The sequence below is a fragment of the Sutterella wadsworthensis genome (genome assembly GCF_003315195.1).
Classification (GTDB): domain Bacteria; phylum Pseudomonadota; class Gammaproteobacteria; order Burkholderiales; family Burkholderiaceae_F; genus Sutterella; species Sutterella wadsworthensis.
Genome location: NZ_QNRV01000034.1, coordinates 1 through 25,495 on the forward strand (window position 1 = coordinate 1; position 25,495 = coordinate 25,495).

Below are 25,495 nucleotides of genomic sequence, written 5' to 3' on the forward strand. Positions count from 1 at the left end.
AACCGGACACGGGCCATAGACCTTTAGAGCAGAAAAGAGATCTGTCATTTGGTCCTCCATCGGTAGTCTTCCCAGTCGAACGCAAAGCACTGCCCACCATCAGATAGACGACTGATGGCGGCATCTCCAAGAACGGTTCGAAGTGAAGCATCCTGGATATCCTTGCCGACGAGAGGCAAATTTGAGATTGCTATGGTCGGTCGGCACTGCTTGTAGCGACCGTCGATGATTTCGAAAAGTCGGTCAGCCCCGTGGGAAGAAATGGGACTGCGACCTATCTCATCGATCACAAGCACATCCAGATCAATGTAGGCACGGATGAGTTTTGCAGCTTCACCTTTCGCACGTCCGGCATCATCTTTGCCGTACGTCTCATAAATCTCAGAGAGCAACAGGCTACAGTCGACGATCTTTGCGACGAAGCCTTTGCGCAGGGCTCCCATGACAATTGCTGCGCCTAGATGTGTTTTGCCAGTGCCAGTCTTACCGACAAAAATGAGCGATTTTCCGCGGTTAACACTTGTCTCAATGTCTTCCCCCCAGGCTAGAACTGCGCTCTTGACCTCTTCCATCTTTGCGTTGAAGGTCTGCCAGGAAGTCACAGTCATGCCTTGGAATCGCGGAGGGATTTCAAGTGAAAAGTGCTGCGCGAGAAATCTTTGCCGAGAGCACTCTGGACAAGACGAAAAATGGAACGTGCAGGAGTCGTCGACCCAATACGAACGATACCTACCATGCCGAGAGCACTCATCCCACCGCACCTCGAACCGGGAGTCCGTAGTTATAGTCGATTTCTGCTGTGTTTCTTGCGCCGAAGCCCGCATAGCCTTGATGCGGCCGATCAGCTCTGTGATTCCCTGCATAGTGTCCAAATCCTTTCTTTTCTCTGCCGATCCAGCCGAGGAATTGAGTCTTCCACTGCCGCATTGTCTTGGTTGTCGTGTTGTTTGCGCCTAGCCAGCAACGCATCTTGGTGAAAGTTGCTTGAGCATCAATCTCAGGCCTGAGCTTCTGAGCGTCGACCCGCCAGTCCTCCGGAATGTCTTCTGGAAATCGCACGCGAGGAGTTCGCTCTTTGCGCGGTTGCTTCGGTTTAGAACAGGCCTCAGATTTACGCGTTACGGCATCCTGAGCCTCCGAAGGGTCATCACCAAAAACCGAATTAAATTGCGTGTCGCGCTGTTTACTGATGCTCTCGCATGGTGTTTGACCGTCAGGAGAGAAAACGTCCTCCGGCATCGAGTCAGCTTCGAGAGCAGCTCGCGCGGTCAGGTCGTTCCACTCAGCCTCGGCTTCGTCATCGAACCCCTGAGGCGGTGCGACGGTGCTCGCGCATGCATGCGCAACCCTTCCCTGTTCTATTCCCTGTTCTATTCCCTGTTCTATTCCCTGTTCGGGTTGAGGTTCCTCAAGGGGTCCCCTTAACTTTCCTAAAGGGGTCCCCTTAACTTTCCTCAAGGGGTTCGGCTCACAAACGTTAAGGGGTTGAGGTTCCTCAAGGGGTTCACATTCCTCAAGGGGGTTACATTCGTCCACCACTTTGGGAATCTTCTCTAGATGGAGCACAAAGTGACGAGGACAGCCGGGCTCCTGAGTGCACGACACAAGGCCGCACTCTTCGAGCGCCCGAATAGTTTTGCGCACAAGGTTTGCGTTTACGCGAGAGACGCGGGCGAGCGCGTCCGTCGACGGGAAACACATCCCCGTCTTCGAGTTTTGAAAAAAGGCGAGCGCCTCTAGCACGTCGACCTGCGTTCGGTCGGTCATGCCTGATGCGCGCACGACGAACATCTCCCGATAGCCCATGGCACACCTCAATCGCGGAAATCGGGACTGAGAAGCGCTTTGGGAATGCCGGTCACGCGGGACACTTCGGCGACGCGCCCCAAAGGGATTCGACCGTTTCGAATCCACAGCGCAATCGCCTGCCGCGTGAGGCTTCCGCCGAGCTTCTGGGCGAGCTTCTCCTGAGAGCCAGCGGCCATCACCGCGAGCACCGCAGGATTCGGCTTTTCAGACTTGCTTGACATAAAACCCTCATTTAGCAAGATTCACTTGACATCGAGAGTATATCGCAAGTAATGGTTGCGTTGCGTCTTCGCAAGTTTTGATTGCACACTCTGTGCTAGGAGAACACGAATGAACACTCGCAAAAACAGCATCGCCCGACTCATTCGAGAGAAGGGACTAACACAGGACGACGTCGCCAAGCAGATCGGCGTTACGCGACAGGCCGTGCAGCAGTGGGCTTCCGGCAAGACTTTGCGACAGGAAAACCTGTCGAAGCTCGCTGAGATCCTCGACACGTCGATCGACCAACTTCTCGCCGAAGACGGTGTCTCGGTCGTTCCCTATCGCGCACCAGTCGACGACATTCCCGAGGAAGGGTGGGTGCGTGTCCCCGTCTATGCTATCGAAGGTTCGTGCCACGACGGCGTTTGCGAGAACCAATCCAACTCCCTAGACATCGTTCGATCAATCGAGTTCCGTGAATCCTTCCTTCGCTCATTGCCGGGCGTCATCGGATCGAAGAACTTTCACATCGTCACCGCCGACGGTGATTCGATGGAACCAACCATTCCAAACCGCTCACTCTGCATCGTCGACGGATCGCAGAGCACGATCCGCCGTGACGGCATTTTCGTCCTTCAGGCGAGCGGCCAAATCTTCATCAAGCGCGTGCAGCGCAACCTTGACGCCACATTTACGCTCCTCTCGGACAACTCCGCCTACCGTCCTATGAAGCTGGATCCCACCACGATGGAAAGCGTCCGGGTCGTCGGTTGCGTCGTGTACGTCTTCTCCGGCAAGGAGTGCTAATTCAAGGAGAATTCATGCAAGCAAACAGCGTAATGACTAACACGCCGCCGGCGACTATCGAAGAGATCTTTAAGTTTCTCGGTCAGTTTGAGCCGAGAAAATGCGACTTCTGTGGCTGCAATGAGTGGACTGTGATGCTCAATGCGCACGGGCAACCGTCCGTCGTCGACCACAACCAGTACAATATTATCAAGGAAGGCGATGCATATGTTTACATAGCTTTCCTCCACGGAACCACCGAGAAGTGCATCCTCGTTCGTTGCAAAAAATGCGGGCAGGTCAAACAGTTCTCGTATAGTGCGCTCATGGAATGGGTCATCAATCGACGCAAACAGCTGGAGGGCCCAAAAGCATGACCCAGGGCTTCGATACAGCTGAATCATCCAGCAAGTTCGAGGAAAAAGTGATGGACCACGGAGAGTGGCTCGCTGTGCTTGAAGAGCGAACAAAACACCTCGCCTCAAAAGAAGACCTCCAGAAAGCCATGAACGCCCAGACATGGAAAATCATCTGCGCTATTGGATTGCTCGTTTCCGCTGTCGTGTGGATCACCCAAAACGTGCTGAAGTAAGCGGCTCACAAGTTCCTAGCCCCTGCCACCTGCGGGGGCTTTTTTTATTGCCCGTGCATCGGCCGCAACACTCATTTGCTTTCTCGGGTTTCCACTAGGCAAGAATTGCTTGCAATTTACCCTTGTCAAAGCTAATATGCTCTTACCGAACGCAAGTGGGACTTGCTTCAATCCTCCTCCCCGCCCCAAAAGGGCAGGCGAGCACCGGGCGGTGAAGAGCCGAACGGGTGAGGCTAGAGCCAGAAGAAGGTGCGGGTAGAAACGCGACCGAGCGGCAAGACGCAAAGGCTCGAACTTCGCAGTGTGGCGCCGAAGGACAGAGAGCGAAAGCCGTCCGCGAGCGCCGAAAAGGCCAACTACTGCGCCTGCCTCACGGGCGCAGTTGTAGGTCTTTTCAAGACATCCCATATTTAACGAGGAAAGGGAACTGGGAAATGAGTGAACTCAAAAATCATCAAAAGATGATTGATTCTTTTAAGAAACAGATCATCGAAATAGATCGTGAGATAGATCGCAAGATGGATCAAGATGTTGAGATGAATCAATTACCTCGGCTAGCTCTATTGGCTACAGCGATTACTAATTTATACGCCGCTGGAGCGGTGCTTGAGTACATCGACGGAAAAATTTCCGTTTCATCATTGATTAATACGTTGGACACTAGTGTTAGCGGTGATCTGATTGCCATCACTTGCTTAAAGAAAGCAACTCAGGAAAATGAAATAAATTGAAATTAACGCCCTCCGAAGCAGATTGATGAAATATCAATCTGGGGATGTAAGAGCGACGCGGTTTTAGAAGCTCTTGCTCGTAGCAATGGCGATTAAGCGTCGCGACGGGCGACGTCATTGCAACCCGCCACCAACCACTGGCCTAGACGCTGAAAAAAGCGCCGGGGCTTTTTTTGACACACGCCTCCAGATCGAGTACTCTTCCCGTGTCAGCGCGAAAGCGGCGCTGATCGGGATTGGCGTCCCGAACTACTCATACGGTGCATAGCCGCCTTGAAGCTCGCAAAAGCGGCTTTTTTGTTGTCTATGCGAAGGGTGTAAGCCATCCCTACACCCTTGCAAGCCTCCTATTATGGGCAGGCTTGTGGGCTCCTTCGGGAGGCCGCTTCCGTATGAGTGGTACGCCAACCTGCAAGCCTGCCCACCATTCAAGCAAATAGGTTTTATATCCATCAAGCTACACCCGGATCAAGGAGAAATCCTTATTTGCGATTTTTCGGGAACCATTCCTCCTGAGATCTGTAAAAAACGGCCTGTAGTTGTATTGACGCCTCGGTTGCGAAGAGTCAATCGTCTTCTAACGGTTGTTCCTCTGAGCACCACCGCCCCTAGTCCCGTACAACTCTGGCACACTCGGGTTGTAGTAAATTTGCCAAGCCCCTATAACTCGCCTCTTGTTTGGGTTAAGGGGGACTCACTAATGACTGTCTCGTACGACAGACTCTCGCCATTGCGCGCAGGAAAAGATCAATACGGTAAACGTATTTATCCTCGTGTTGTGTTAGATACCGATTCCATGCACAAAGTTTGGGACTGCGTTTTGCACGGTTTGGGGCGAACAGATCTTGTTCGTCTCCAAGAATCGCAGGATAAAGAAAAGCCGCAACGAGAAAACCTTGGTGCAAAAGCCTCTGATTGACAGATATCCGATCTTTGAGTAGAGTACTAATCGTCTCCCGCTCTGAGCTTTTTGCTCATCGGGCTCAAGTCCATTCTCTTAAATGAGATGGCCTCTGCGGAGTCGAGATTGCAATCGCCCGCAGCGATATTTCAGCCCCGTTGGTGAAAGCCTTCGGGGCTTTGCTTTTTGACACGCGCCTCCAGATCGAGTACTCTTTCCGTGTCAGCGCGAAAGCGGCGCTGATCGGGATTGGCGTCCCGAAATGCATAGGCGCTCAGCGCCGATCGTTCTTACGAGCGGCTTTTTTATTGAGCGCAAAGGGTGTAACTCGCGGTTACCCCCTTGCAAGCCTCTGATTTACGGCGGGGCTTGCGGGCCTCTCACGAGGGCCGGCTCCTATGCATCGGTACGCCAACCCGCAAGCTCTGCCGCCACGATTGGCGTCGTGCGGCAGGTCCACAACCTGCATAGGAGGCTTTCATGCAAGCCATCAGCTTCTCGTTCGAGAACAACGCCGTGCGCACGCTCGGCACACCCGAAACCCCGCTTTTCGTCGCTCTGGACGTTTGCGGCGCCCTCGGTCACACCAATCCGCGAAAGGCCATCAAGGACCACGTCGACCACGAAGACCTGATCAAGGTCGAAATCGAAACCAACGGCGGACGCCAGACGGTCAACGCCGTCAACGAATCCGGCCTCTACGCCTTAATCTTCGGATCAAAGCTCGATACCGCCAAGCGCTTCAAGCGCTGGGTAACGTCGGAAGTTCTGCCGGCGATTCGCCGCACGGGACGCTACGAAACAGACCAGTCCGCGCTGATCACGACTACAGAGCAGTACGAGATCCGCAAAGCTATCAAGTCACGCGCAAAGAACTCATCGGTTCACTACCAGACGGTCTACAACGCTCTTTACGATTACTTCAAGATCGCGAGCTACAAAGACCTAAGACACGATCAGATGAAAGCAGCACTCGCACTCATCGAGACATGCACACTTAAGCCGCAGCTTTCGGCTCCGGCAATTCCCGAAGGGTCAATCGTGATCGACGAGGCTATGGCCGAGAAAATCGTTGTCTTTATCTATTACTGGCGATATCTCTTTCGAGACGATCTGAATCTCTTTTTAGCGCTCTTGCGCCGCGTGAAATCCCCTCTCGCAGCTCATTTTTGGGAAGCCGTTAATGATCTGGGACTTGGCTTTATGGAAGATGCTCTAGCCAAGCAGGGATACTCGGTGAAAGATCTCTCGTGCTACCAACACTGGGCTTCGCAACAGCCCAAGCGCTTAACCGCGTAATCACCTAATTTTCTTAATAGGCCTCGGCACTCACCTGCCGGGGCCTTTCTTTTTTCCGAGAACGACATGACGTTGAAAAAACTTCTCGGCCACAACGAACGTACTGGGTTCAGCGATACCGCAATCATCTTCTGCGCCTTTCTGACTGGCGCCGGTATCAGCGCTCTCGGTATCTCACTCTGCCTGCTCATGCAGTGGGCAGTTCTTAATGGTTACGTACTTTTTTAGGAGTTCAGCCAATGAACGTCAAAGTCATCACCACCGCGCTGCAACACTTAGTTGGCGGCGCCGCTTTGAATGTTGCTCTGGGCGCAAGACTCGAATTAGCGACCCAAGAAGCAATCGCAGCCCGCGGACGTGAGGCAATTATCGTTTACCAATGGTACAGCCGCTGCGTCAAAGATCCTTCACTTGAGGATTTTGAATCGTGGCTAAGTAAAAAAATCAGCAAGACCAAGGAATTCAGCCAACTCGTTCAGGATTGGCACAATTTCTACAAGTCCCGCGGGGCGTAATGAGGAGCCTGCATGATGAGTATTCCCTCCCACCCACATCGGCGCCCTAAGCACGAATTGAGTCGTGATGCACGTAGAGCAATCAAAACGCGGTCAGCACGTGCAAAGAAAGCTAGAAAAGCTGCGCAGCCGCCGACGCATTCAAAGACCTTCATCGCTCGCATCCTCGCTTTCTTTCAAAGGAATGCCGCATGAAGCCCGTCTACTTCTTCGGCACTCGCGCCAAGGAACTGGCCAAGAGACTTCACCCAGTGACGAACACTCGCTGCTTGGATCTCTGGACTGACGGCGCCGAACACTATTACCTGAGAACTATGCGTGCCTGCGGCAATCGGTGGCGACTTCACTCCTTCCTTCTATTGCCTGATTGGCGCATCAAAGCTAAGAACAACCATGCTCAGAAACCTCATCACCTGGATTCTCTTTGCCTTCATCGGAGCGCACCGTGACTAATCGGATTGAATGGCTTAAGGCTCGACAAAAAGGTATCGGTGGATCTGATGTTGCTGCAATTCTCGGTATCAATCCATACCGCACTCCTCTTGACATCTACAGAGAGAAGACCACAGAAATCACCGAGGACCGAGCACCTAGCGAGGCTGCTTACTGGGGGACTCAACTTGAGAGCATCGTGGCTCAAGAATTTTCAAAACGAACTGGATTCATGATTCAGCGCGTCTACCACCAGCTTGCTTCTAACCTCGATCACTACATAGGTACTAGCACTCCAACTCAGTGGGCGCTAGCAAACATCGACAGAGCAGTGATCAATCACCGGATTTCTGCCGATGTTCGCCTCACAAATCCTGCGTCAATCTGGAACGTCCAAAAATTGATGCTGACAACAGACACCTTGCTCGAATGCAAGACTGCGAATGCCTTGATGGCTGAACACTGGGGACTTTCGCAAGAAGCAGAGATCATCAAGAGGGAGATCACCTCCAAACACAAGATCCCGCTCTATTACGAAACACAAGTTCAGTGGTACATGGCAGTCACTGCCGCAAAGCTTTGTTATGTCGCTGTATTGATCGGCGGCCAAGACTTTCGCATCTACGCAGTCGACCGGAATGAATCGATCATTCAAATGATCGCTACTCGGTGCTTCGACTTTTGGATGAAGCATGTCCGAGCAGGCGTACCCCCAGAACCAATCATTGATGATGACGTCAAAAACCTCCTTCAGAAATATTTAGACGTCTGATCGTACCGCTTTTCCTGCCCTGCACTCTGAGGCGAACGTAATGACTTCCTAGGGTGTAGGGCAGGAAACTATACGGAGATTTTTAAAGTGAGTAGCAACTACCCCCTCTCATCGTTGAGAGCCCTAACGCAGTATGCAAAAGACGCTGAGACAAGCCAGTCTGATGCATTGCGTGAATACATGTACGCAATGCTGTTGGTGACGGAATTTAGTGTCTTGCAAATGAAAGCTGCGGTGCGAGGAAAAAAGACTGCCGATACCGGCCTCTGGACGATCCTTGCAGAGATGCTCACTCGAATGGCGATCTTCATCCATGAAGGAGATCACCGGCGTGAGGTTTCCCGAAAGAGCTGCGCACGTTCTATCGCAATCGCTGCAACCGAGTCTATCGGCGTGAGATTGATAGAAAGCGCGGAAACAAGAAGAAACCTGAGCTTTGAAGAAATAGTCGGAGAAGAACGATGGACTTTAATGATCTCACCATCGACGAGCTGAGAGAACAAGCAAGCAGGCTACGTTTGTGCCTGCCTTACTCGGACATCGAGGCATGTAGAGAACGGGCTGAAGAACTGATCGAAGAAGGCGAAGCCCTTCAAAACACCATTGCATTCATCGTGTTAATTGAAAGACGAATCAAAGAGCTCGAAGATGAGGGCACTGAAAGCTCATCTTGCTGCTACGAACAAAAGGAGATCACAAAATGAGAGCTAGGAATACTACTGACATATCTCCCATTGGGGTATTGATGCTTGATGTCAAACAAGTAGCAGCCTCCTGTGGGATCGGAACATCAACCGTCTGGAAACTAGTAAAGCTGGGCACCTTCCCGCGACCGGTTTACTTTGGTCCTAAGGTTGCTCGATTCAAAGCTGAAGACATCCAAAAGTGGGTTGCAAACCTTGAACCCGCCACCACTCCACTGATAGGCAACCATACGGAGCAAGTGAAAGAAACTGCGTAAGCAAAACCCCGCTCAGCGTCGTGCTGGCGGGGTTATTGCGGTTAAACTACAGGGACTCTAACCTTAAACGGCCAAGCCTTGTAGCCATAATCAGAAGCTCGCATTAACTTCCCTGTACGCCAATGACGATAAACAGTGCAAAACACGAGCTTCATTACGCCCTTTCGGGCCTTCTTCGTGGGATGAGCCATATGGCAAATCTCCACGAGCGAGCTATGAGCTTGACATCGTTCTCCACCGAACTCATAATGATGGAGTCTTGAAACCGACATCAATGGGTGACTCGCTCGCGACCACCCTCCAGGCGTTGAAGAATTGCAATTTCTTCAACGCCTTTCTCATATCCGTTTTAATTGCTTTAATCTGATTCTCGCTGCCTCAAACGAAACTCCGAATCTTTCTGTTAGTTCTTCAGGCAAAATCAAACCCTCTGCTTCAATGATGGCAAACGGCATCAAGAGCTCACCAGCAAAAGTATTGGCCTGCCACTCCGAGTCCTCATATGCCTTGTGCTCTTGCGACTCTTCTCGACTGAAAGATCGTTCATGTCCCAAAATCAGATGCCCGAATTCGTGCCAGAATGTAAACATTGAACGTGTTCGAGTTCCTAAAATGCACGCCTCATAATCACAATCTCGAAGACGAATGCATTTGTCTTCAGGAATGTACACAGCTTCAACACCTCTAGCAAGGCGAGGATCGTCGTTTGGCACAACGTCGAGAGTTCCGCTATAAAGCAACTCTTCGAGAATCTGCCCCATGGCGTTTTTCGGGTCACCCACTACCTCTCGAACATGCTCTGCGATTTGTCGGATGTTTAGGATCGATCGCGGAGGAACTTTATAACCCCGACAGAAATTCATTCACGCCCCCTTTGCTTTGATCCAGCCAAAAGCTGGGCAAATTCTTCAAGCTTTTCTTGTGACATATCTACGCGGGCAAAACCTGCAACAAGGAATTGTTGAGCTGTCGACAGGCCTTCAAGAGACACTGATCGATTTGAAACGTCTGCCGCCTCATGAAGACCTGAAATAGTCATCCCCCGTGTAGCGAAGAATTTTTCAACCTTCTCGAGAAAATTCGGAGATATTTTCTTCGAACCAACTTCCGTAGCACTGAGATACGAAGGAGCAACACCAATGCTTCGAGCCATATCGAGCATGGTGACACCAGCGTCTATCCGAGCTTTTCGGACAAGCTTTCCATACTCACTAATCTTCATTACGTACTCCTGTTCTGAACTGGTATTTCACCAATTCAGTGAAATTATAACTAATAATAAGAAACTTGCAAGAGAGAAGTACAAAAATTCCCCCATGCTTCATATACATCTCTCATGTCTCCTAGCGCCTGCTCACGATCGTATGCGCACTGATAGCTTTCATTCCGATGATCAAGGCAGCTTTCTCGCAGATCGCGAGGAAAAGCTTTGTGTCCGTATCCTCTGGCATCTTTAGCCCACGTATTGAAAGTTGCTCGCGCAAGCCCATGAAGCGTCACTATGCGTGGTTGACCATCACGCGTTTTCTGATCTGGATCGACCCACCCAATACCATCAACCTTTCTCTGCTTAACGTGCATTCGTTTGAGAAGCGCCCGGACAGAATCCCGTGAAAATGCAGACAAGTTGCCCTTATTGATATTGGGAAACACAAACCCTTTTTCGTCATTCGGAAAGCGTGGAGCTGTATCGAGCAACGCTTTCGCTTGGTTGCTCAAAGGTGTTTTTCTATCGAATGGGATCTTGTCCGACTTCATCTTCATGCGATCACGAGGAATGACATGCAGCCAATGGCCGTCATCGTCCTGCTGAATTTCGTCCCAAGTTGCTTCACGTGCCGTGGTGTTCCGCGCTGATGTAAGAATGGCAAAAGCAAGGCAACGTGCAGTCTGGCTTTGCGGCACCAGCTTCATAAGCTCGGCAAAAAAAGCTGGCATTCTCTTCGGATGAAGAGCTGGTTCGTGACCACCCTCCGGTCGATCAAGCGCGAGAAGGTCACCGAGCTTTCCATTTTTCACCTGACACGGATTGAGCATGGCCGGGATCATCTCCTGTCTCATAGCCCAGTCATAAGCATTGCGCATATCGGACAAGATCCGTTCTGGCGTGTCTATCATCGTTCGCCACTTCTCTCCGATTTCCTCATGTACTCGTTCGGCAGTCAAATCCTTCGCCGACATGGAGAACAGTGATGCAGATAAGTGATTTCGGCAGTAACCATCCCAGACAAGCTCTTTTGGCTTTAAGGCATTCTTCCACCGTCCACGTTCTTCATTGAACCGGATCCAGCTGTAGACAACATCTTTAACTGAAGGTTCTCGCGGAGACTCTAGCAGCCTTGTAAGCTGCTCTGCTTTTTGCTTCTTGACTTCTGAAGGATCTATTCCATCATCCAGCATCCGCCGCCAATCCGCAGCCATCATAAAAGCTTCACTTAAGCTCAGCTGAGGGTAAGAGCCAAGATTAAAGCACCGTTTAGTGCGACGATCCCGCAGAACGAAATATTTGACAATCGAACCGTCACTCCTACTGCGTGGACGGACATACAGACCAGGAACTACCCCACAAGCCGTTTCGGAAGTAACGCTTCGGAGTTTTTTATCGGTCATTTTGACTGCGACTCTAGGCATAAGCTAATCGTTGCTCCCAAAAAATCCGAGTGATATTTCCATTTTATGCTCCCACGTGTTTTTATGGGAGCTTAAATGGGAGCATTAGCCGCGAGCTAGAGACACTTCGATGCGGACTTTAATACGCCAATAAGCAGCATCTTAATATCGCGTCATCCTTAGAGAATCAAGGAATGCGAGACGATGACGCAACAAAAAAGGCCATCTTACGATGACCTTCTTTTGTTGATCTGGTCGGGGCGGCGGGATTCGAACTCGCGACCCCTTGCACCCCATGCAAGTGCGCTACCAGGCTGCGCTACGCCCCGAACAGAAGGGAGAGTTTATATGACCCTCCCTAAAAAGTCAAATCAATCTTCGCCACCGGCGATCAGATTCGTTGTCACTCGGCTGTTGAGCGTTCCCGATGGATGGAACGTGACGACTCGGCGTTCGGTGATAGTCACCGTTTCGCCGGTCTTCAGGTTGCGGCCCGGGCGAGCCACCTTGTCGCGAACCGAGAAGTTGCCGAGACCTGGGATCTTCACCGTATCACCCTTTTCCAGATGCTCGGCGACGAGTTCAAAGAAGGTCTCAACGATAAGTTTGGCATGAGGACGATCAAGTCCTGCGACATGATCGACCAATGCTTCTGCCAGGCTTGCCTTATTGAGCGTGTAGATCTCAGCGGCGGTCAGTTCAAATTCTTCAGTCATATTCACTAGCGGTCAATTGAGAATTATGTCTTTCGAAGGGAATCATGCAACTCCCTTCGAAATAGTTCAAGGTCAATCACGCGCGCAGATGCGCCCCCACGCCCTCGAGCGCTTCGAGAATCGCTCGCACAGCGCCGTCAGCTTGTTCGTCGGTGAGCGCTTCTTCGGTACGGCTCGAAAGTTCAATGGCGAAGGCCAGTGACTTCTCAGCAACTGTATCCACTGCGTCCTGCGGACGGTAGAGGTCAAAGAGCTTGAAGTTGGCGAGCGGCGCCAGACGAAGATCTTTCTTCTTAGCCGCAGCAACCGCGTCAAAGAGCTTCTCGACTTCCATTTCCGCAGGCACGACGACGGCCAAGTCGCGGGTAACGGACTGGAACTTGCTCACCGGTACGTAGTTCGGAAGCGGACGATCCAGAAGTGCCGGCACCTCGACTTCGAAAACCACCGGGGCATGCGGCAGCTCATACGCCTGTGCAGCCTTCGGGTGAAGTTCGCCAATAAAGCCGATGCGCTTGCTGCCCAAGTACACAGCTGCCGAACGTCCCGGATGCAGTGCCGGGAACGCTTCCTTGACGAAGCGCAGCTTCATCGGAGCTGCTAAGCGTTCGAGATCGCCTTTGACGTCATAGAAGTCGACGCGGCGAGCGGGTTTTCCCCACTGTTTGTCATCGGCATCACCATAGGCGAGACCCGCAATGTGCTGCGGCTGGCGAACGCCCTTCACCGTCCACGGACCTTCTTCAATCGAAGGATCGGGGAAGAAGACGCGCCCCAGCTCAAACACGCGCACGCGCTCGGCACGGCGGTTGAGATTGTATTTGAGAATATCCACCAAACCGCCGATAAGCTGCGTACGCATCACCGAAAGCTGCGACGCGATTGGATTCAGCAGACGAATGGGGCTGTCGTTTCCTGCGAAAACGCGTTCCCAGTCTTCCGGCACAAAGGAGAAGTTGATGAGCTCCTGATAACCCTGCTCGGCCATTTCACGGCGAAGCGCATGCTGATCACGTCGCTCTTCGCGGCTCGGCTTCATCGCGCTGCGGGCCAGCGGCGGACGATCCGGGAGTTTTTCGAGTCCGTAGAGGCGGGCCACTTCCTCAATCAAATCCTCTTCGATTTCAATATCAAAGCGGAACGACGGCGGAACGACGGTAAAGACACCGTCGTCATAGGTGAAATCGAAGCCGAGACGCTTGAAGCTTGTCTCCATCGATTCGACAGGGATTTCCACTCCGACCACCTTGCGGCAGCGATCAACGCGCATCTTCACGGGAGCACGCGTCGGCAGAGCCGTCTGAACATCCGCAACGGGACCTACCGTCGTTTCGGGCGTACCGCAAATGTCGAGCACGAGCCGTGTGATGTATTCAAGATGTTCGGCCGTTGAAGCGAAATCGACGCCGCGTTCATAGCGGTAGGCCGCATCGGTCGAGAAATTAAGTTTGCGGCAGCGGCCCTGAATCGCTTTCGGGAACCAGAAGGCGGACTCAATAAAGAGGTCTGTCGTTTCCGTACTGATGGAAGACGACTCCCCGCCCATGATGCCTGCCAGACACTCAGGCTCATCGCCCGCGCAGATAACGCCGTACCAAGGATCAAGAGCAACGGTTTCACCGTTGAGCAGCTGAACGGACTCGCCTTCGCGTGCCCAACGCACCGTCAAACGATCCGCAGGGATCTTCTTCAGATCATAAAAGTGCGTCGGACGGCCCAGCTCGAGCATGACATAGTTGGAAATATCGACCAAAGCCGAGATCGAACGCATGCCGCAGCGCTCCAAGCGCGCCTTCATCCAATCCGGCGTCGGAGCGGCAGCATTCAGGCCGCGAAGAATTCGGCTCGTAAAGCGGCCGCAAAGGTCGGGCGCCTGAACATCCACCGGAAGCGTGCAGGAGCAAGTGGCAGCAACCGGATCCATCGCCGGCAGCGTGAGCGGCGCACCGGTAATCGCATGCACATCGCGTGCGACGCCGACCACGGAGAGCGCATCGCCGCGATTGGGGGTGAGCTTGAGTTCGATCTTGGCATCGTCAAGACGTGCGTACTGACGGATATCGACGCCCACCGGCGCATCATCGGGCAGGATCCAAATACCATTGTGATCTTCGTTGATGCCGAGTTCGCGCGTCGAACAGAGCATGCCCATCGAAACCACACCGCGCAGCTTGCTCTTTTTGATGCGGAAGTCGCCGGGGAGCACGGCACCGATCGTAGCGCAGGCGACTTTGATGCCGGCACGGACATTCGGTGCGCCGCAGACGATCTGCAGCGTTTCGCCGGTACCGGCATTGACTTCGCAGACGTGCAGATGGTCCGAATTCTCATGATCGCGGCAAGAGAGCACCTCACCCACTACGACGCCGGAAAAGGCCGGCGCAATGGTACGAACCTCTTCAACCTCAAGACCCGCCATCGTCAGGGCATCGGCCAGCTCATCCGTGCCGAGCGCCGGATTGACATACTGGCGCAGCCATTCTTCAGTGAAAATCATTTATGCCTCGGGGGATTAGTTGAACTGACGCAGGAAGCGAAGGTCGCCTTCAAAGAAAAGACGCAGATCGTCGACGCCGTAGCGAAGCATCGTCAGGCGTTCAAGGCCGGAGCCGAACGCAAAACCGATGTATTTCTCGGGGTCCAGGCCGTAATTGCGCACCACATTGGGATGCACTTCACCGGCGCCCGAAATCTCGAGCCACTTGCCCTTTCGCGGTCCGCTGGTGAACATCATGTCGACTTCGACCGAAGGTTCAGTGAACGGGAAGTAGGACGGGCGGAAGCGAACTACGAGATCATTCGTCTCAAAGAAGCAGCGCAGGAAGTCGCTGTACACGCCCTTCAAATCGGTAAAACTGATGTCGGTATCGAGCCACAGGCCTTCGACCTGATGGAACATCGGCGAATGCGTCGCGTCGCTGTCAACGCGATAGGTACGGCCCGGACTAATGACCTTGATCGGCGGCTGATGCGTACGGGCGTAGCGCACCTGCATGGGCGAGGTGTGCGGACGCAGCGGCAGCGGGCGGCCTTCATCATCATTGCGGTCCACATAAAACGTATCCTGCATGGAGCGGGCCGGATGATTGGGCGGGTTATTCAAAGCAGTGAAGCTAAACCAGTCGCTCTCGATTTCAGGACCATCGGCCACATCAAAGCCGATCGAACGGAAAATTTCCTCAATTCGCATCCACGTGCGCATGACGGGATGGATTCCGCCCTTGGCGTCCATGCGCCCGGGGAGCGTCACGTCAATGGACTCCTGGGCGAGTTTGGCAGCGAGCGCTTCTTCAGCGAGCGCTTCGCGTCGTGCATTGAGAGCGGCCTCAACCTGCTGCTTGGCGCGGTTGATTTCCTGACCGCGAGCGCGGCGCTCTTCGGGAGCGAGACGGCCGAGCTCCTTCATGAGCATCGTAAGGCTGCCCGTTTTGCCGAGGTAGCGGGCCTTGGCGTCCTCGAGAGCGGCAGCGGCATTCGCCTCAGCGAATTCACGCTGCGCGGACTCGATGAGTTCGGAAAGTTCCTGCATTTTGAATTCCAAAACTTGAGAAATCTGGCGGACGCCATCGAATGTCGGTGCAGGACCTGCGGCGAGAAAAATAAGAGACTGAGCATCGAAGGATGTAAAAAAGACGCATTGCTGCGCCGTTCCTTCTTTTTCCCTGCTCAAAGCCTCTTGAGAGCCCTTCAGGCTCAGATTCCCGTCTCACAGCGCCTCCCGACAGGGAGTCGTCCGTTTTCGCATCTGCAGTTTTCAGCCGCAGCAGCTGAACTGCCCAAGACCGAAAACATAAACACGAAGAACGGCTTCAGATCGATGAGCGCGTCCTAATAGTGACCGCACCCTCCGCAGAAGCCGTCGGAGAAGATAGGAATTCTACAAGCAATTCTCTGAGAATGCTCGAAAAAAAGCTCCGTGACCCTCGCGGATCCGGAGCTTTCTTCAGCCTTTCTTTGCGCAGAATCAGGCGTTCTTGACCTGAGCAACGAGGGCGGCGAAACCGTCCTTGTCATTCACAGCCATGTCGGCGAGAACCTTGCGGTCGAGGGCGATGCCGGCCTTCTTCAGACCGTTCATGAACACCGAGTAGCTCAGGCCGTTGGCGCGGCTGCCGGCGTTGATACGAGCGATCCACAGACGGCGGAACACATGCTTCTTGTCGCGGCGGTCACGATAAGCATACTGACCGGCACGCATGACAGCCTGCTTGGCAACACGGAAAACGTTGTTGCGGCGCAGACGGTAGCCCTTCGAAAGGGTGAAAATCTTCTTATGACGAGCACGAGCCGTCACACCACGCTTCACACGAGGCATCTTTAACTCCTTTCTTCTGAATTAGGCGTAGGGGAGCATGCGCTTGACGGACTTGATGTCCGACTCATGCACCGTGACCATACCGCGCAGATGACGCTTGTTCTTCGTCGTGCGGTGGGAAAGGATATGACGCTTCGTAGCGTGGGCGCGCTTGATCGAGCCGCTGGCACGCGGCTTGAACCGCTTCGCAGCGGCGCGCTTGGTCTTCATCTTCGGCATTTGGCCGTTACCTCTTATTGGATGAACCGCGGGCGTCCGTTCAGATCTTGAACGGCTCTTGTCTGGCCTGAGGCTCACTTATAGAAAACTCGAGGCCGGCAAAACCTTCCGGCCTCTCGTCAAGGAACGCGATTTTACATCAATGCAAAACCGCGTGTGTGAAATCAGCGCTTCTTTTTGGGAGCGAGGACCATGATCATCTGGCGGCCTTCGAGCTTGGGCGCATGCTCGACCTGAGCAATATCGACAAGCTCCTCACGGACGCGGTCCATGAGCTGAGTGCCGAACTGCTGGTGAGCCATTTCGCGTCCGCGGAAGCGCAGCGTGATCTTGGCCTTGTCGCCGTCCTCAAGGAAGCGCTTCAGGCTGCGCAGTTTCGTCTGGAAGTCGTTCTCATCCGTGGCCGGACGGAACTTGACTTCCTTGATCTGGACGACTTTCTGCTTGGCCTTGGCTTCCTGAGCCTTCTTCTGCTCCTGATAGCGGAACTTGCCGTAATCCATCAGACGGCAGACCGGCGGGACTGCGTTGGGCGCAACCTCGACCAAATCCACCCCTGCATCCTCAGCCATGCGGAGGGCTTCGGATGTGCGGACGATCCCGATCTGGGCGCCATCGACGCCGGTCAGTCGGACTTCAGGAACTCGGATCTCACCATTGATCCGATGCTTGCGATCTTGAGCTATGGCTCTTCTCCCAAAAATTAAGCGTTGTGCGCGCTAAAACACCCGATCAGCGGGTGCGTTCGCGGTTTTCCGTTGAAATGCGTTCGATGAAGGCGTCGAGCGACATCACCCCGAGGTTCTCGCCTCCGCGGGCGCGCACGGAAACCGTTCCCGTCTGTGCTTCCTTTTCACCCACTACGAGGATGTAAGGAAGTTTTTGCAGACTAAGCTCGCGAATTTTATAGTTGATCTTTTCGCTGCGCAAATCCGTCTGAACCCGGAGACCGGCAGCATGGAGTTTTGCAGCAACATCTTTGGCGTAAGCGCCCTGATTGTCGGTAATCGACGTCACAGCGCACTGAATCGGAGCAAGCCACACCGGGAAGGCGCCGGCAAACTCTTCAATCAGCATACCGATCCAGCGCTCGAGCGAGCCCAGAATGGCGCGGTGAAGCATCACCGGAATCTTGCGGGAGTTGTCTTCGGCAACATACTCAGCGCCAAGACGACCCGGCATCTGGAAGTCCACCTGCACGGTGCCGCACTGCCAGGACCGGCCGAGGCAGTCCTTCAGGTGATATTCAATCTTGGGGCCGTAGAAGGCGCCTTCGCCGACGAGCACTTCGTACTTGATGCCGAGCGCATCAAGGCTCGCCATCAGAGCATGTTCGGCCTTGTCCCACACGGCATCTTCACCAATGCGCATCGCCGGGCGAGTCGCCACCTTGTAGGCGATGTCAGAGAAGCCGAAGGTCTTGTAGACCTTCTGCACGAGCGCGGTAAAGGCTTCGCATTCGGCAAGAATCTGATCTTCCGTGCAGAAAATGTGACCGTCGTCCTGAGTGAAGCCGCGCACACGCATGAGGCCGTGGAGCGAACCCGAAGACTCATTGCGGTGGCACTGACCGAATTCACCAATGCGCAGCGGCAGATCACGGTAGCTGCGAAGCTTCGAATTGAAGATCTGGATGTGGCCGGGGCAGTTCATCGGCTTGAGCGCGTAGTAGCGGTTCTCCGACTCCGTCGTGAACATATTGTCGCGGTACTTCGCCCAGTGACCGGAACGCTCCCACAGAGAGCGGTCAAGCAGCTGAGGAGCTTTCACTTCTTCGTAGCCATTATCCTGATAGACGCGGCGCATGAACTGCTCGATCACCTGCCAGAGCGCCCAGCCTTTGGCATGCCAGAAGACCATGCCCGGCGCTTCATCCTGCAGATGGAAGAGATCGAGTTCGCGACCAAGGCGGCGGTGATCACGCTTTTCGGCCTCAGCGAGCATCTCGAGATAAGCCTTCTGCTCATCCTTCGTCGCCCAGGCCGTACCGTAGATGCGCTGGAGCATTTCGTTCTTGCTGTCGCCGCGCCAGTAGGCGCCCGCCACCTTCATCAGGTGATGCACCTTGAGGCAGCCCGTTGACGGCACGTGAGGGCCGCGGCAAAGATCCACGAAGTCGCCCTGACGATAGAGCGAAATCACTTCACCCGCAGGAATCGAAGAGATGATTTCAGCCTTGTAGTGTTCGCCCAAAGCCTTGAAGAAGTCGATGGCTTCTTCACGCGGCATTTCTTCGCGCACGATCGGAATATTTTTCTTGACGAGCTCATCCATACGAGCTTCGATCGCCTTCAAATCTTCGGGCGTAAAAGCGCGGGTGTAGGAAAAGTCGTAGTAAAAGCCGTTTTCGATCGCCGGTCCGATCGTGACCTGTGCCTCGGGAAAGAGCTCCTTGACGGCCTGAGCCATCAGGTGAGCGGTCGAGTGACGAATAATCTCAAGCCCTTCGGGGTCGCGTGCCGTGATGATCGCAACCGCAGCATCGCCGTCAATCACGTGCGAGAGATCCACCAACTTGCCGTCCACACGTCCGGCTAAAGCTGCCTTAGCGAGTCCGGCACCGATCGATGCGGCAACCTGGGCCACCGTGACGGGACCTTCGTACTCGCGTTTGGAGCCGTCGGGAAGAGTGACTGAAGCCATTTCGAAATCCTCACAAAAATTCTGGGCATAAAAAAAAGTGCGGCCTGAGCCGCACTTCTTTCATGTCGAACAGTGACAATACTGCGCTCACGCCCTGTTAATAATAACGGGGCGCTGTTGTTCGAAATTCATTCGCCAACATCCGCATCGTCGCTGTCCGAAAAAAATTTTGGTAGGCACAATTGGATTCGAACCAACGACCCCCACCATGTCAAGGTGATGCTCTAACCAACTGAGCTATGTGCCTGTCAAGGTTATTGTTCTGGAGATTTTGCTCCCCGTCCGGTCCCTGAACCGGATATCACGATCGAAACGTCTTGGTAGGCACAATTGGATTCGAACCAACGACCCCCACCATGTCAAGGTGATGCTCTAACCAACTGAGCTATGTGCCTGAGCGTTCACAATCAGTGAGGCACGAATTATACCTAGGTGAATGCTCACAGCAAGCACTTTTTAGAAGGATAGCGCAAATGCGGTATTCACCTAGGCACCTCTCAGTCTTCAGAGACGGCGTGCCGAAAGAACGCCGTGCACGGCGCGCAGCCCTTTGAGCAGCACCTGCATAGCATTGCCGCCCTTGACCTCGAGCGAAAACCGCATGTGCTGATCGCCCTTGAGAATCTGCGTGTTGAGCGCCGTCACGTGCACCTTTTCGCGCTGCATCACTTCCGTCACATCCTTCATGATGCCGGACCGGTCGGAGGCAATCACGAGCACGTCGGCGGGATAGAGCGCATCATCACCGGCGCGCCCCCAACTCACTTCAATCAAGCGGTCATGATCCTGATCGACCATGTTCTTGAGGTTAGGACAGTCTGCACGGTGAATCATCACGCCTCGGCCGCGTGTGACGTAGCCCACAATTTCGTCGGGCGGCACCGGATGACAGCAGCGGGCAAGCTGTGTGAGAAGGGAATCCATGCCGACCACGAGCACCTTGCCCTTACTCGCCGCGCTCGAAGCTCCGCGCAGCACCAAATCATGCTCAGGAGCAGGCGCCGGAGCGGGCTTGGGCGGCTGTACGGCCTGTGCGAGCGCTGTCAGCGTGATTTCTTCCTTGGCAAAAGCCACACAGAGCTCATCAACGGTGCCAAAGCCCAGGCGTTTCGCAAGATCATCGAGCTTAACCGCGGTTTTTCCCAAACGCGCGAGTTCTTTATCCAGGCGGTCACGGCCCTCGGCGATCTGCTGCGCGAGCTGCTCAGCATTGAACCACTGCCGCACCTTGTTGCGGGTACGGGGACTCGCGGCATAGCCGAGTTCGGGATTGAGCCAGTCGCGGCTCGGCTGACCGACTTTTGCCGCAATGATTTCGACGGTCTGTCCGGTCTTAAGCTTGGTATTGAGCGGCACCATCATCCCGTCGACTTTTGCTCCGCGGCAGCGGTGACCAAGCTGAGTATGGATTTGGTACGCAAAATCCACCGGGGTAGCACCGGCGGGAAGCTCAACGATGCGGCCTTGCGGCGTCAGACAGTAGACATGGTCGTCTTCCACGGCCGGCGCTGCCGGCTGCCCCTTCTGCCCCGCCTCTGCATTGGGGGCTTGGGCGCTCTGCTCGGCAGCGCCCCCGCCCACATCACTCCTCCAGGCCAGGAGCTGACGCAGCCACGCCACGCGCTGCTCCTCAGCAATGGAGGCGCCGTTGGAATTGCCCGCCTCTTTGTAGCGCCAATGCGCAGCAACACCGAGTTCGGCAAATTCATGCATGGCTCGAGTGCGGATCTGAATTTCAATCGGCCGGCCGAGCTGATCGGTAATGACGGTATGGAGCGACTGATAACCATTGGGCTTGGGATTGGCAATATAGTCGTCATACTCCTTCGACAAAACCGTGAAGTGCTCCTGCACAATCGAGAGCGCTTCATAGCACTGCTCGACGGTTTCGACGATGATTCGAACCGCACGGACGTCAAAGAGCTGATCAAAGCGCAGGTGCTTGCGCTGCATCTTTTTCCAAATGGAATAGATATGCTTCGGGCGGCCCGACACCTCAGCCTGAATACCGTGAGAAATCATCAGCGCCTGGATCTTCTTCACCGCCAAAGCCATGAATTCCAAACGTTCCTCACGAGACTCATCGAGTTCAGCAGCAATCTGGTGATATTCGGCCGGATGCGTAAAGCGAAGCGAGAGGTCTTCGAGCTCCCACTTGATCTGCCAAATACCGAGTCGATTAGCCAAGGGCGCATAAACGGCGAGCGTTTCCTCACCGAATTCCACTGCGCCCGGCGCCTGTGAAGAGACAAACCAGCGCAGCGTCTGCAGGCGGCTTGCCAATTTGAGCAGTACGACGCGCAGATCCTGACTCATCGCCAGGAACATGCGGCGAAGCGCCTCGGGCTGCACCGCCGCACTGGATTCTTTGTTTTCCGAGCGTGCGCGCTTGGAGAGATCATTCATCTTCCCGAGCTCGCGCACAAGCCCTGCCACATTCTCCCCAAAGCTCTTTTCAATCCATTCATCGGGCTTCTGCACGAGCGTGGGCACGCTGAAAAGATACGCCGCAGAAATGAGCTCCGGATCGTTTCGAATGGCCCGCAGAATGTTGGCAACACCGTCAGCATGCGCCATGACCGACTCGCCCGTAGAAAGCGTCCTGCCGTAATAAAGCGGTTCCACCGAGCTGCGTGCAGCAGCCGGATCAGCGGTTTTCGTGAATTGGGTGGCATCCATCGCCGCCTCCAAAATCTTTTTCTTCTTTTGGCTGCTCGGGTTGGTTCCAAACCCGCACAGCACCGTAATGGATTATTGGCCGCAGGCAAACGTCATCCGCACAAGGACTCTTTAAACCTCATACAGCTTCCGTCGCTACTCGGTGAATTGTAGGTAAGCAAGAGCGCCTTGCGCAGAAAGCGGACTGAAAGGAATCAAATCCTTACCGACTGGCCGCTGAAATAGCACAGCCGGAAGGATTAGGGTTTTCACTGTGTTTGCGTAAATTAGAGCAAGTTCAGCCGCCAGGACATCTTCACGGAGCCCCCTGCAGAGCGAACGCTGGATCCAGCGCGTGAAGCAAAACCGGAAAAATCCAATCTGGAATCCCGCCATTCAATGCCGGCAGCGAGTTCGGCATTCCATTGGAAGCGTTCGGGCTCAGCAGCCGTCATGACAGTTGCTGACGATGTCGAGCCCCCGGCGGGCCCTTGAACCATCACATCGCGGTCGCCGCCGACCGTACTGTTCAACGCTGCAGTCAACGACACATCCAAGCGCCTCGGCTTCACCTGCCCCCAATATCCGGCTCCCGGCGCAAAATGAAGCGCCCCCGTTATGACGCCGCCCGCCGTTGCCGCCACAGCCTGCGCGGAAGCTTCACGAATGGTGAGCACAGCTCCTGCCGGTGAGCGCCATGTTCCTTCAGCCGTATCCACCCGCAGATACCGCAGTCCGGCAAAGCCCGAAATCACCCATGAGCGGTCAGGCCCGCTGCCCGACAACGCGCTGTCGGCGAAAAGCGGCTGCTCATAAAGAAAGCCGCTGGAATAAATGCGCCGCTTGAGTTTTTCCATCTCAAGATACTCACGGGCCGCCCCCATGCGATAACGGTCGTCAGCCTCAAGCCACGTCAAATCTACCGTTCCCCAGCCGCTGCCGAGCCGTCGGCGCACAAAGAATGATGCGGAAGCTTCGTCGGACTCGCTGTCTACCCCGAGTTCCGCTGCCGCTCCCTGTTTATAAAGCGTATCCAGACTTCTTGTTGTGAAGCTCCCCATCAAGCCGACACGCCAATCCTCCCGCCCGAAAATGACAGCGGCGTCAAAAGTGGTGTCTTCGCTTTTGACCGTAAAGCGTTTAGAAACCGGCGTCGATACATCAACCTTGGTGCTGCCGGCTGAAGCGCCGATAAAAACAGGCACATCCTGCACTACCGCCGGCAGATGCTCCTGCAGGTTCGTGCGCCAGGCTTTCAGTCGTTCCGTCCAGTCAGGATCGGCCTTTTCCGAATCTGCGGACGCCTTTCGGCTAGCCGCCCTTTGCGCTTCAAGCGAACGAATTTCTGCAGCACGCGCCGCCTGCGCCTCCGCCATTCTGGCCGCCGAAGCCAGCCGCATGGAGGTCGAGACGGCGTTTTGCATCAGTCGCTCATTGGTACCCGTTGAAGAGGCGGCCGTGGCAACCGCCATCATCGTGCCTTCAACCACGTCGGACGTATTGGTAAAAAGCGTGCGGTAAAAGCTGGGCACAAGGAGCGATGTTCGGTTTTCATAAAGCTCTTGAAGCATTGCCGCGAGCGGCCCCTCAAACGTTGGCCTGCCCAACACCCCGACCACCGCGCCTGACGCATCGAAATAAAGTCCTCCTGTTTCCAGAAGCCCCTCTACTTTCAGCGTCAGATTTTCCAGTCCGGAGACCTCAGCGCGGCTCAAATCAAGCCCTTCGACTTTAAAGGTCGTCCCCGCCGACGGAATGCCGTAAGCGGCTTTGCGGTCAGCCGATTGGGATGATGCCGGTGAATCGGCTCCGTCTTCAGCGTCCTGAAGAGCGTCGTCTTCATCCGTGCGGATGAGCGAAGACAAAAGAAGTGTTGAACCCGCATCAAAGCGAGCCTTCGTGCCATCCTCGAGCGTCAGTGTGGTGTGTTCGCCCTCGATAGAGAGCACGCCGCCGCTTCCTACCCAGAGGTTCCAACGATTGGAGGCTGCCTCCCGTTCCGTGCTGCTCCCGCCCACAGCAATCGACATCCCGCGCGTGAGTGAAGCATTCTTTTGCACGCGAACTGCACCCTGCGGCGCCGCGGCGGGCGTAAAAAAGAAATTTTCGATTGGATCCGTTCCGGCCTCGTTGCCATCATCAAATGCCGCATGAGTCCACACGAAAGCGCCGCCCGAACCCACACGAATGTCAAGATGACCGCCGCTGCTCACAGAGAGCTCTTCAATCATCAAGGTTGAAAACAGATCCGCCTGAGTATTGTCTTCGCCCACCGTCACCAACGTGCGTTCCATATCCGCCGTCAGTTTTTGAATATGTACTTCTGCGTTTGATATGACGTCAGACGCCTCCGTTGCCGCTGCGCCGAGGATCAGCGACCCGCCGCGGCTGACAACCTCCCAAAGCTCTGCATAACCGTCAACTTCGACCTGTAAGCGGGCGCCGGAGTGAAGCTCAGCCGTACCGGCAAACTCCTCTGCCGGCCCATACACGTTCTCCAAATAGGCGCCGCTCCCGACAGTCAGCTGACCGCTCACTTCAAGATTGTCCGTATAAAAATTGGTATCCAACAGCTCGAGATGGCCTGACTGCGTCACGTTCGTTGCGCTGTGATCTGCATAGTCCTCTAAAACAACATGATCGGACACCATGTAGGGATCAGAGATATCGCCGTAGACACTATTGGCCAATACCGGCGAAGCGGCCCCGCAGAAAAGAAACCCTGCTGTCATTAAGCTTAGAGACAGAGCGCTCAAACACGGCAGACCGCCCGAGCGCATGCCGCCGCGGGAAACGAGGCGCACGCCTAAGTGATGAGGGAAGACAAAAGTGGAGTGCACACTGCGGCCCACGCCGCGAGCACACTCGGAAGTGCATTCTGTTGTTTTCATTATTTGAAGAGAATGTAGTTGAGAGTTGCCCGCAAAGGGGCTCAAAGATTCTCGCTGCTCTTCAAAGCTTTTGCTCCAACGCCTGTGCTCGCAGCCTTTTAGCTAAAGGAAGCCGCATTAATGCATCACGTTTTCAATATTATCACTTTATTAGTTGAAAACAATTAACGATATACCTCATCACTTTAGAGATAATATCAATCAACTATATATGTAAACTTTGAATTGACAGGTTGATACTTGTCAATCGCAATCAAAAGACTATAAACCTGAACTACGGGATGCCTGCTCACTAAAACAAGGGCAGTTCCGTCAATATCTTTATCAAGCCCGTGATCTTATTTGAAAAAATAGGCCACGGGCTTTCGTTTTTGTGTTAACATACTCTATAACTATAATGTGCAGAGCATAAAGATGGAAAATTCTCCAAAAAGCGGCTTC

General features: G+C 54.2%; 28 protein-coding genes and 3 tRNA genes. 13 read left to right on the top strand and 18 right to left on the bottom strand.

The window, feature by feature from the left end; genetic code table 11:
- Window positions 1-44: 44 nt before the first annotated feature.
- From DES29_RS10645 to DES29_RS10650, 3 genes are all read right to left on the bottom strand, one after another.
- Entirely contained in the window at window positions 45-608 is a 564-nt protein-coding gene (locus DES29_RS10645) for an ATP-binding protein (protein ID WP_170126131.1), read from the bottom strand.
- A 139-nt stretch (window positions 609-747) separates the two neighbouring features.
- On the bottom strand, window positions 748-1,806 hold the full coding sequence (locus DES29_RS12395) for a helix-turn-helix domain-containing protein (RefSeq protein ID WP_147145907.1): 1,059 nt from the start codon (window positions 1,804-1,806) through the stop codon (window positions 748-750).
- 8 nt (window positions 1,807-1,814) lie between these two features.
- A complete protein-coding gene (locus tag DES29_RS10650) occupies window positions 1,815-2,030 on the bottom strand; it encodes a helix-turn-helix domain-containing protein (RefSeq protein ID WP_113854873.1) in 216 nt (71 codons plus the stop codon).
- A gap of 109 nt (window positions 2,031-2,139) precedes the next feature.
- On the opposite strand from DES29_RS10650, the gene DES29_RS10655 reads away from it, so the two are divergent.
- From DES29_RS10655 to DES29_RS12775, 13 genes are all read left to right on the top strand, one after another.
- A complete protein-coding gene (locus DES29_RS10655) occupies window positions 2,140-2,820 on the top strand; it encodes an XRE family transcriptional regulator (RefSeq protein ID WP_113854874.1) in 681 nt (226 codons plus the stop codon).
- A gap of 14 nt (window positions 2,821-2,834) precedes the next feature.
- Window positions 2,835-3,176, top strand: coding sequence for a hypothetical protein (locus DES29_RS10660; RefSeq protein WP_113854875.1), 342 nt, complete (start codon window positions 2,835-2,837; stop codon window positions 3,174-3,176).
- Window positions 3,173-3,391 carry a hypothetical protein gene (locus tag DES29_RS10665; protein WP_113854876.1) on the top strand — a complete coding sequence of 73 codons (219 nt, stop codon included), beginning with the start codon at window positions 3,173-3,175 and terminating at the stop codon, window positions 3,389-3,391. Before DES29_RS10660 ends, DES29_RS10665 begins: the two co-directional genes overlap by 4 nt.
- Before the next feature lie 434 nt (window positions 3,392-3,825).
- Complete coding sequence (locus DES29_RS12400; RefSeq protein WP_147145913.1) at window positions 3,826-4,122, top strand: hypothetical protein; 297 nt, start codon at window positions 3,826-3,828, stop codon at window positions 4,120-4,122.
- A 352-nt stretch (window positions 4,123-4,474) separates the two neighbouring features.
- Complete coding sequence (locus tag DES29_RS12770; protein WP_201638751.1) at window positions 4,475-5,041, top strand: type II toxin-antitoxin system PemK/MazF family toxin; 567 nt, start codon at window positions 4,475-4,477, stop codon at window positions 5,039-5,041.
- 462 nt (window positions 5,042-5,503) lie between these two features.
- Entirely contained in the window at window positions 5,504-6,322 is an 819-nt protein-coding gene (locus tag DES29_RS10680; protein WP_113854878.1) for a BRO family protein, read from the top strand.
- A 66-nt stretch (window positions 6,323-6,388) separates the two neighbouring features.
- Entirely contained in the window at window positions 6,389-6,550 is a 162-nt protein-coding gene (locus DES29_RS12535; protein ID WP_005431847.1) for a hypothetical protein, read from the top strand.
- Between the two features lie 11 nt (window positions 6,551-6,561).
- Window positions 6,562-6,837: a hypothetical protein gene (locus DES29_RS10685; RefSeq protein WP_113854879.1), complete on the top strand. Its 276-nt coding sequence runs from the start codon at window positions 6,562-6,564 to the stop codon at window positions 6,835-6,837.
- A gap of 191 nt (window positions 6,838-7,028) precedes the next feature.
- Window positions 7,029-7,286, top strand: a complete 258-nt coding sequence (locus DES29_RS10690) for a hypothetical protein (protein ID WP_113854880.1) — start codon at window positions 7,029-7,031, stop codon at window positions 7,284-7,286.
- Entirely contained in the window at window positions 7,283-8,041 is a 759-nt protein-coding gene (locus DES29_RS10695; protein ID WP_165660020.1) for a YqaJ viral recombinase family nuclease, read from the top strand. Before DES29_RS10690 ends, DES29_RS10695 begins: the two co-directional genes overlap by 4 nt.
- Window positions 8,042-8,128: 87 nt before the next feature.
- Window positions 8,129-8,536, top strand: a complete 408-nt coding sequence (locus DES29_RS12405; RefSeq protein WP_147145915.1) for a hypothetical protein — start codon at window positions 8,129-8,131, stop codon at window positions 8,534-8,536.
- Complete coding sequence (locus tag DES29_RS10700) at window positions 8,503-8,745, top strand: hypothetical protein (protein ID WP_113854882.1); 243 nt, start codon at window positions 8,503-8,505, stop codon at window positions 8,743-8,745. The genes DES29_RS12405 and DES29_RS10700 overlap by 34 nt, the downstream gene beginning before the upstream one ends.
- Window positions 8,746-8,786: 41 nt before the next feature.
- Window positions 8,787-9,002 carry a helix-turn-helix transcriptional regulator gene (locus DES29_RS12775; protein ID WP_373111344.1) on the top strand — a complete coding sequence of 72 codons (216 nt, stop codon included), beginning with the start codon at window positions 8,787-8,789 and terminating at the stop codon, window positions 9,000-9,002.
- 338 nt (window positions 9,003-9,340) lie between these two features.
- Here the strand turns inward: DES29_RS12775 and DES29_RS10710 are convergent, their stop codons facing one another.
- The 15 genes from DES29_RS10710 to DES29_RS10780 all read right to left on the bottom strand — a co-directional run bounded on the left by DES29_RS10710 (window position 9,341) and on the right by DES29_RS10780 (window position 25,054).
- Window positions 9,341-9,763, bottom strand: a complete 423-nt coding sequence (locus DES29_RS10710) for an ImmA/IrrE family metallo-endopeptidase (RefSeq protein ID WP_165660021.1) — start codon at window positions 9,761-9,763, stop codon at window positions 9,341-9,343.
- 98 nt (window positions 9,764-9,861) lie between these two features.
- Window positions 9,862-10,224 carry a helix-turn-helix domain-containing protein gene (locus tag DES29_RS10715; RefSeq protein ID WP_113854885.1) on the bottom strand — a complete coding sequence of 121 codons (363 nt, stop codon included), beginning with the start codon at window positions 10,222-10,224 and terminating at the stop codon, window positions 9,862-9,864.
- A gap of 50 nt (window positions 10,225-10,274) precedes the next feature.
- Window positions 10,275-11,612 (bottom strand): tyrosine-type recombinase/integrase, encoded by a 1,338-nt coding sequence (locus tag DES29_RS10720; protein ID WP_236578883.1) that lies wholly within the window; start codon window positions 11,610-11,612, stop codon window positions 10,275-10,277.
- Between the two features lie 252 nt (window positions 11,613-11,864).
- Window positions 11,865-11,941, bottom strand: a tRNA-Pro gene (locus DES29_RS10725).
- A gap of 42 nt (window positions 11,942-11,983) precedes the next feature.
- Window positions 11,984-12,328 (bottom strand): integration host factor subunit alpha, encoded by a 345-nt coding sequence (locus DES29_RS10730; protein ID WP_005431856.1) that lies wholly within the window; start codon window positions 12,326-12,328, stop codon window positions 11,984-11,986.
- 76 nt (window positions 12,329-12,404) lie between these two features.
- Window positions 12,405-14,825, bottom strand: a complete 2,421-nt coding sequence (gene pheT / locus DES29_RS10735; protein WP_021994814.1) for a phenylalanine--tRNA ligase subunit beta — start codon at window positions 14,823-14,825, stop codon at window positions 12,405-12,407.
- 15 nt (window positions 14,826-14,840) lie between these two features.
- Window positions 14,841-15,857 (bottom strand): phenylalanine--tRNA ligase subunit alpha, encoded by a 1,017-nt coding sequence (pheS, locus tag DES29_RS10740; RefSeq protein WP_005431858.1) that lies wholly within the window; start codon window positions 15,855-15,857, stop codon window positions 14,841-14,843.
- 435 nt (window positions 15,858-16,292) lie between these two features.
- Window positions 16,293-16,643, bottom strand: coding sequence for a 50S ribosomal protein L20 (rplT, locus tag DES29_RS10745; RefSeq protein WP_005431859.1), 351 nt, complete (start codon window positions 16,641-16,643; stop codon window positions 16,293-16,295).
- Between the two features lie 21 nt (window positions 16,644-16,664).
- Window positions 16,665-16,862: a 50S ribosomal protein L35 gene (rpmI, locus tag DES29_RS10750; protein WP_005431872.1), complete on the bottom strand. Its 198-nt coding sequence runs from the start codon at window positions 16,860-16,862 to the stop codon at window positions 16,665-16,667.
- 164 nt (window positions 16,863-17,026) lie between these two features.
- Window positions 17,027-17,566 carry a translation initiation factor IF-3 gene (infC, locus tag DES29_RS10755; protein ID WP_196793764.1) on the bottom strand — a complete coding sequence of 180 codons (540 nt, stop codon included), beginning with the start codon at window positions 17,564-17,566 and terminating at the stop codon, window positions 17,027-17,029.
- A 28-nt stretch (window positions 17,567-17,594) separates the two neighbouring features.
- The gene (gene thrS / locus DES29_RS10760) at window positions 17,595-19,505 is read right to left on the bottom strand and encodes a threonine--tRNA ligase (RefSeq protein ID WP_021994813.1); all 1,911 of its coding nucleotides are present in this window, start codon (window positions 19,503-19,505) and stop codon (window positions 17,595-17,597) included.
- 170 nt (window positions 19,506-19,675) lie between these two features.
- A tRNA-Val gene (locus DES29_RS10765) sits at window positions 19,676-19,752 on the bottom strand.
- A 71-nt stretch (window positions 19,753-19,823) separates the two neighbouring features.
- Window positions 19,824-19,900: transfer RNA gene (locus DES29_RS10770), tRNA-Val, on the bottom strand.
- Window positions 19,901-20,009: 109 nt separating this feature from the next.
- The gene (locus tag DES29_RS10775; protein WP_016475025.1) at window positions 20,010-22,184 is read right to left on the bottom strand and encodes a RelA/SpoT family protein; all 2,175 of its coding nucleotides are present in this window, start codon (window positions 22,182-22,184) and stop codon (window positions 20,010-20,012) included.
- A gap of 266 nt (window positions 22,185-22,450) precedes the next feature.
- On the bottom strand, window positions 22,451-25,054 hold the full coding sequence (locus DES29_RS10780; protein ID WP_236578882.1) for a hypothetical protein: 2,604 nt from the start codon (window positions 25,052-25,054) through the stop codon (window positions 22,451-22,453).
- Window positions 25,055-25,495 lie beyond the last annotated feature (441 nt).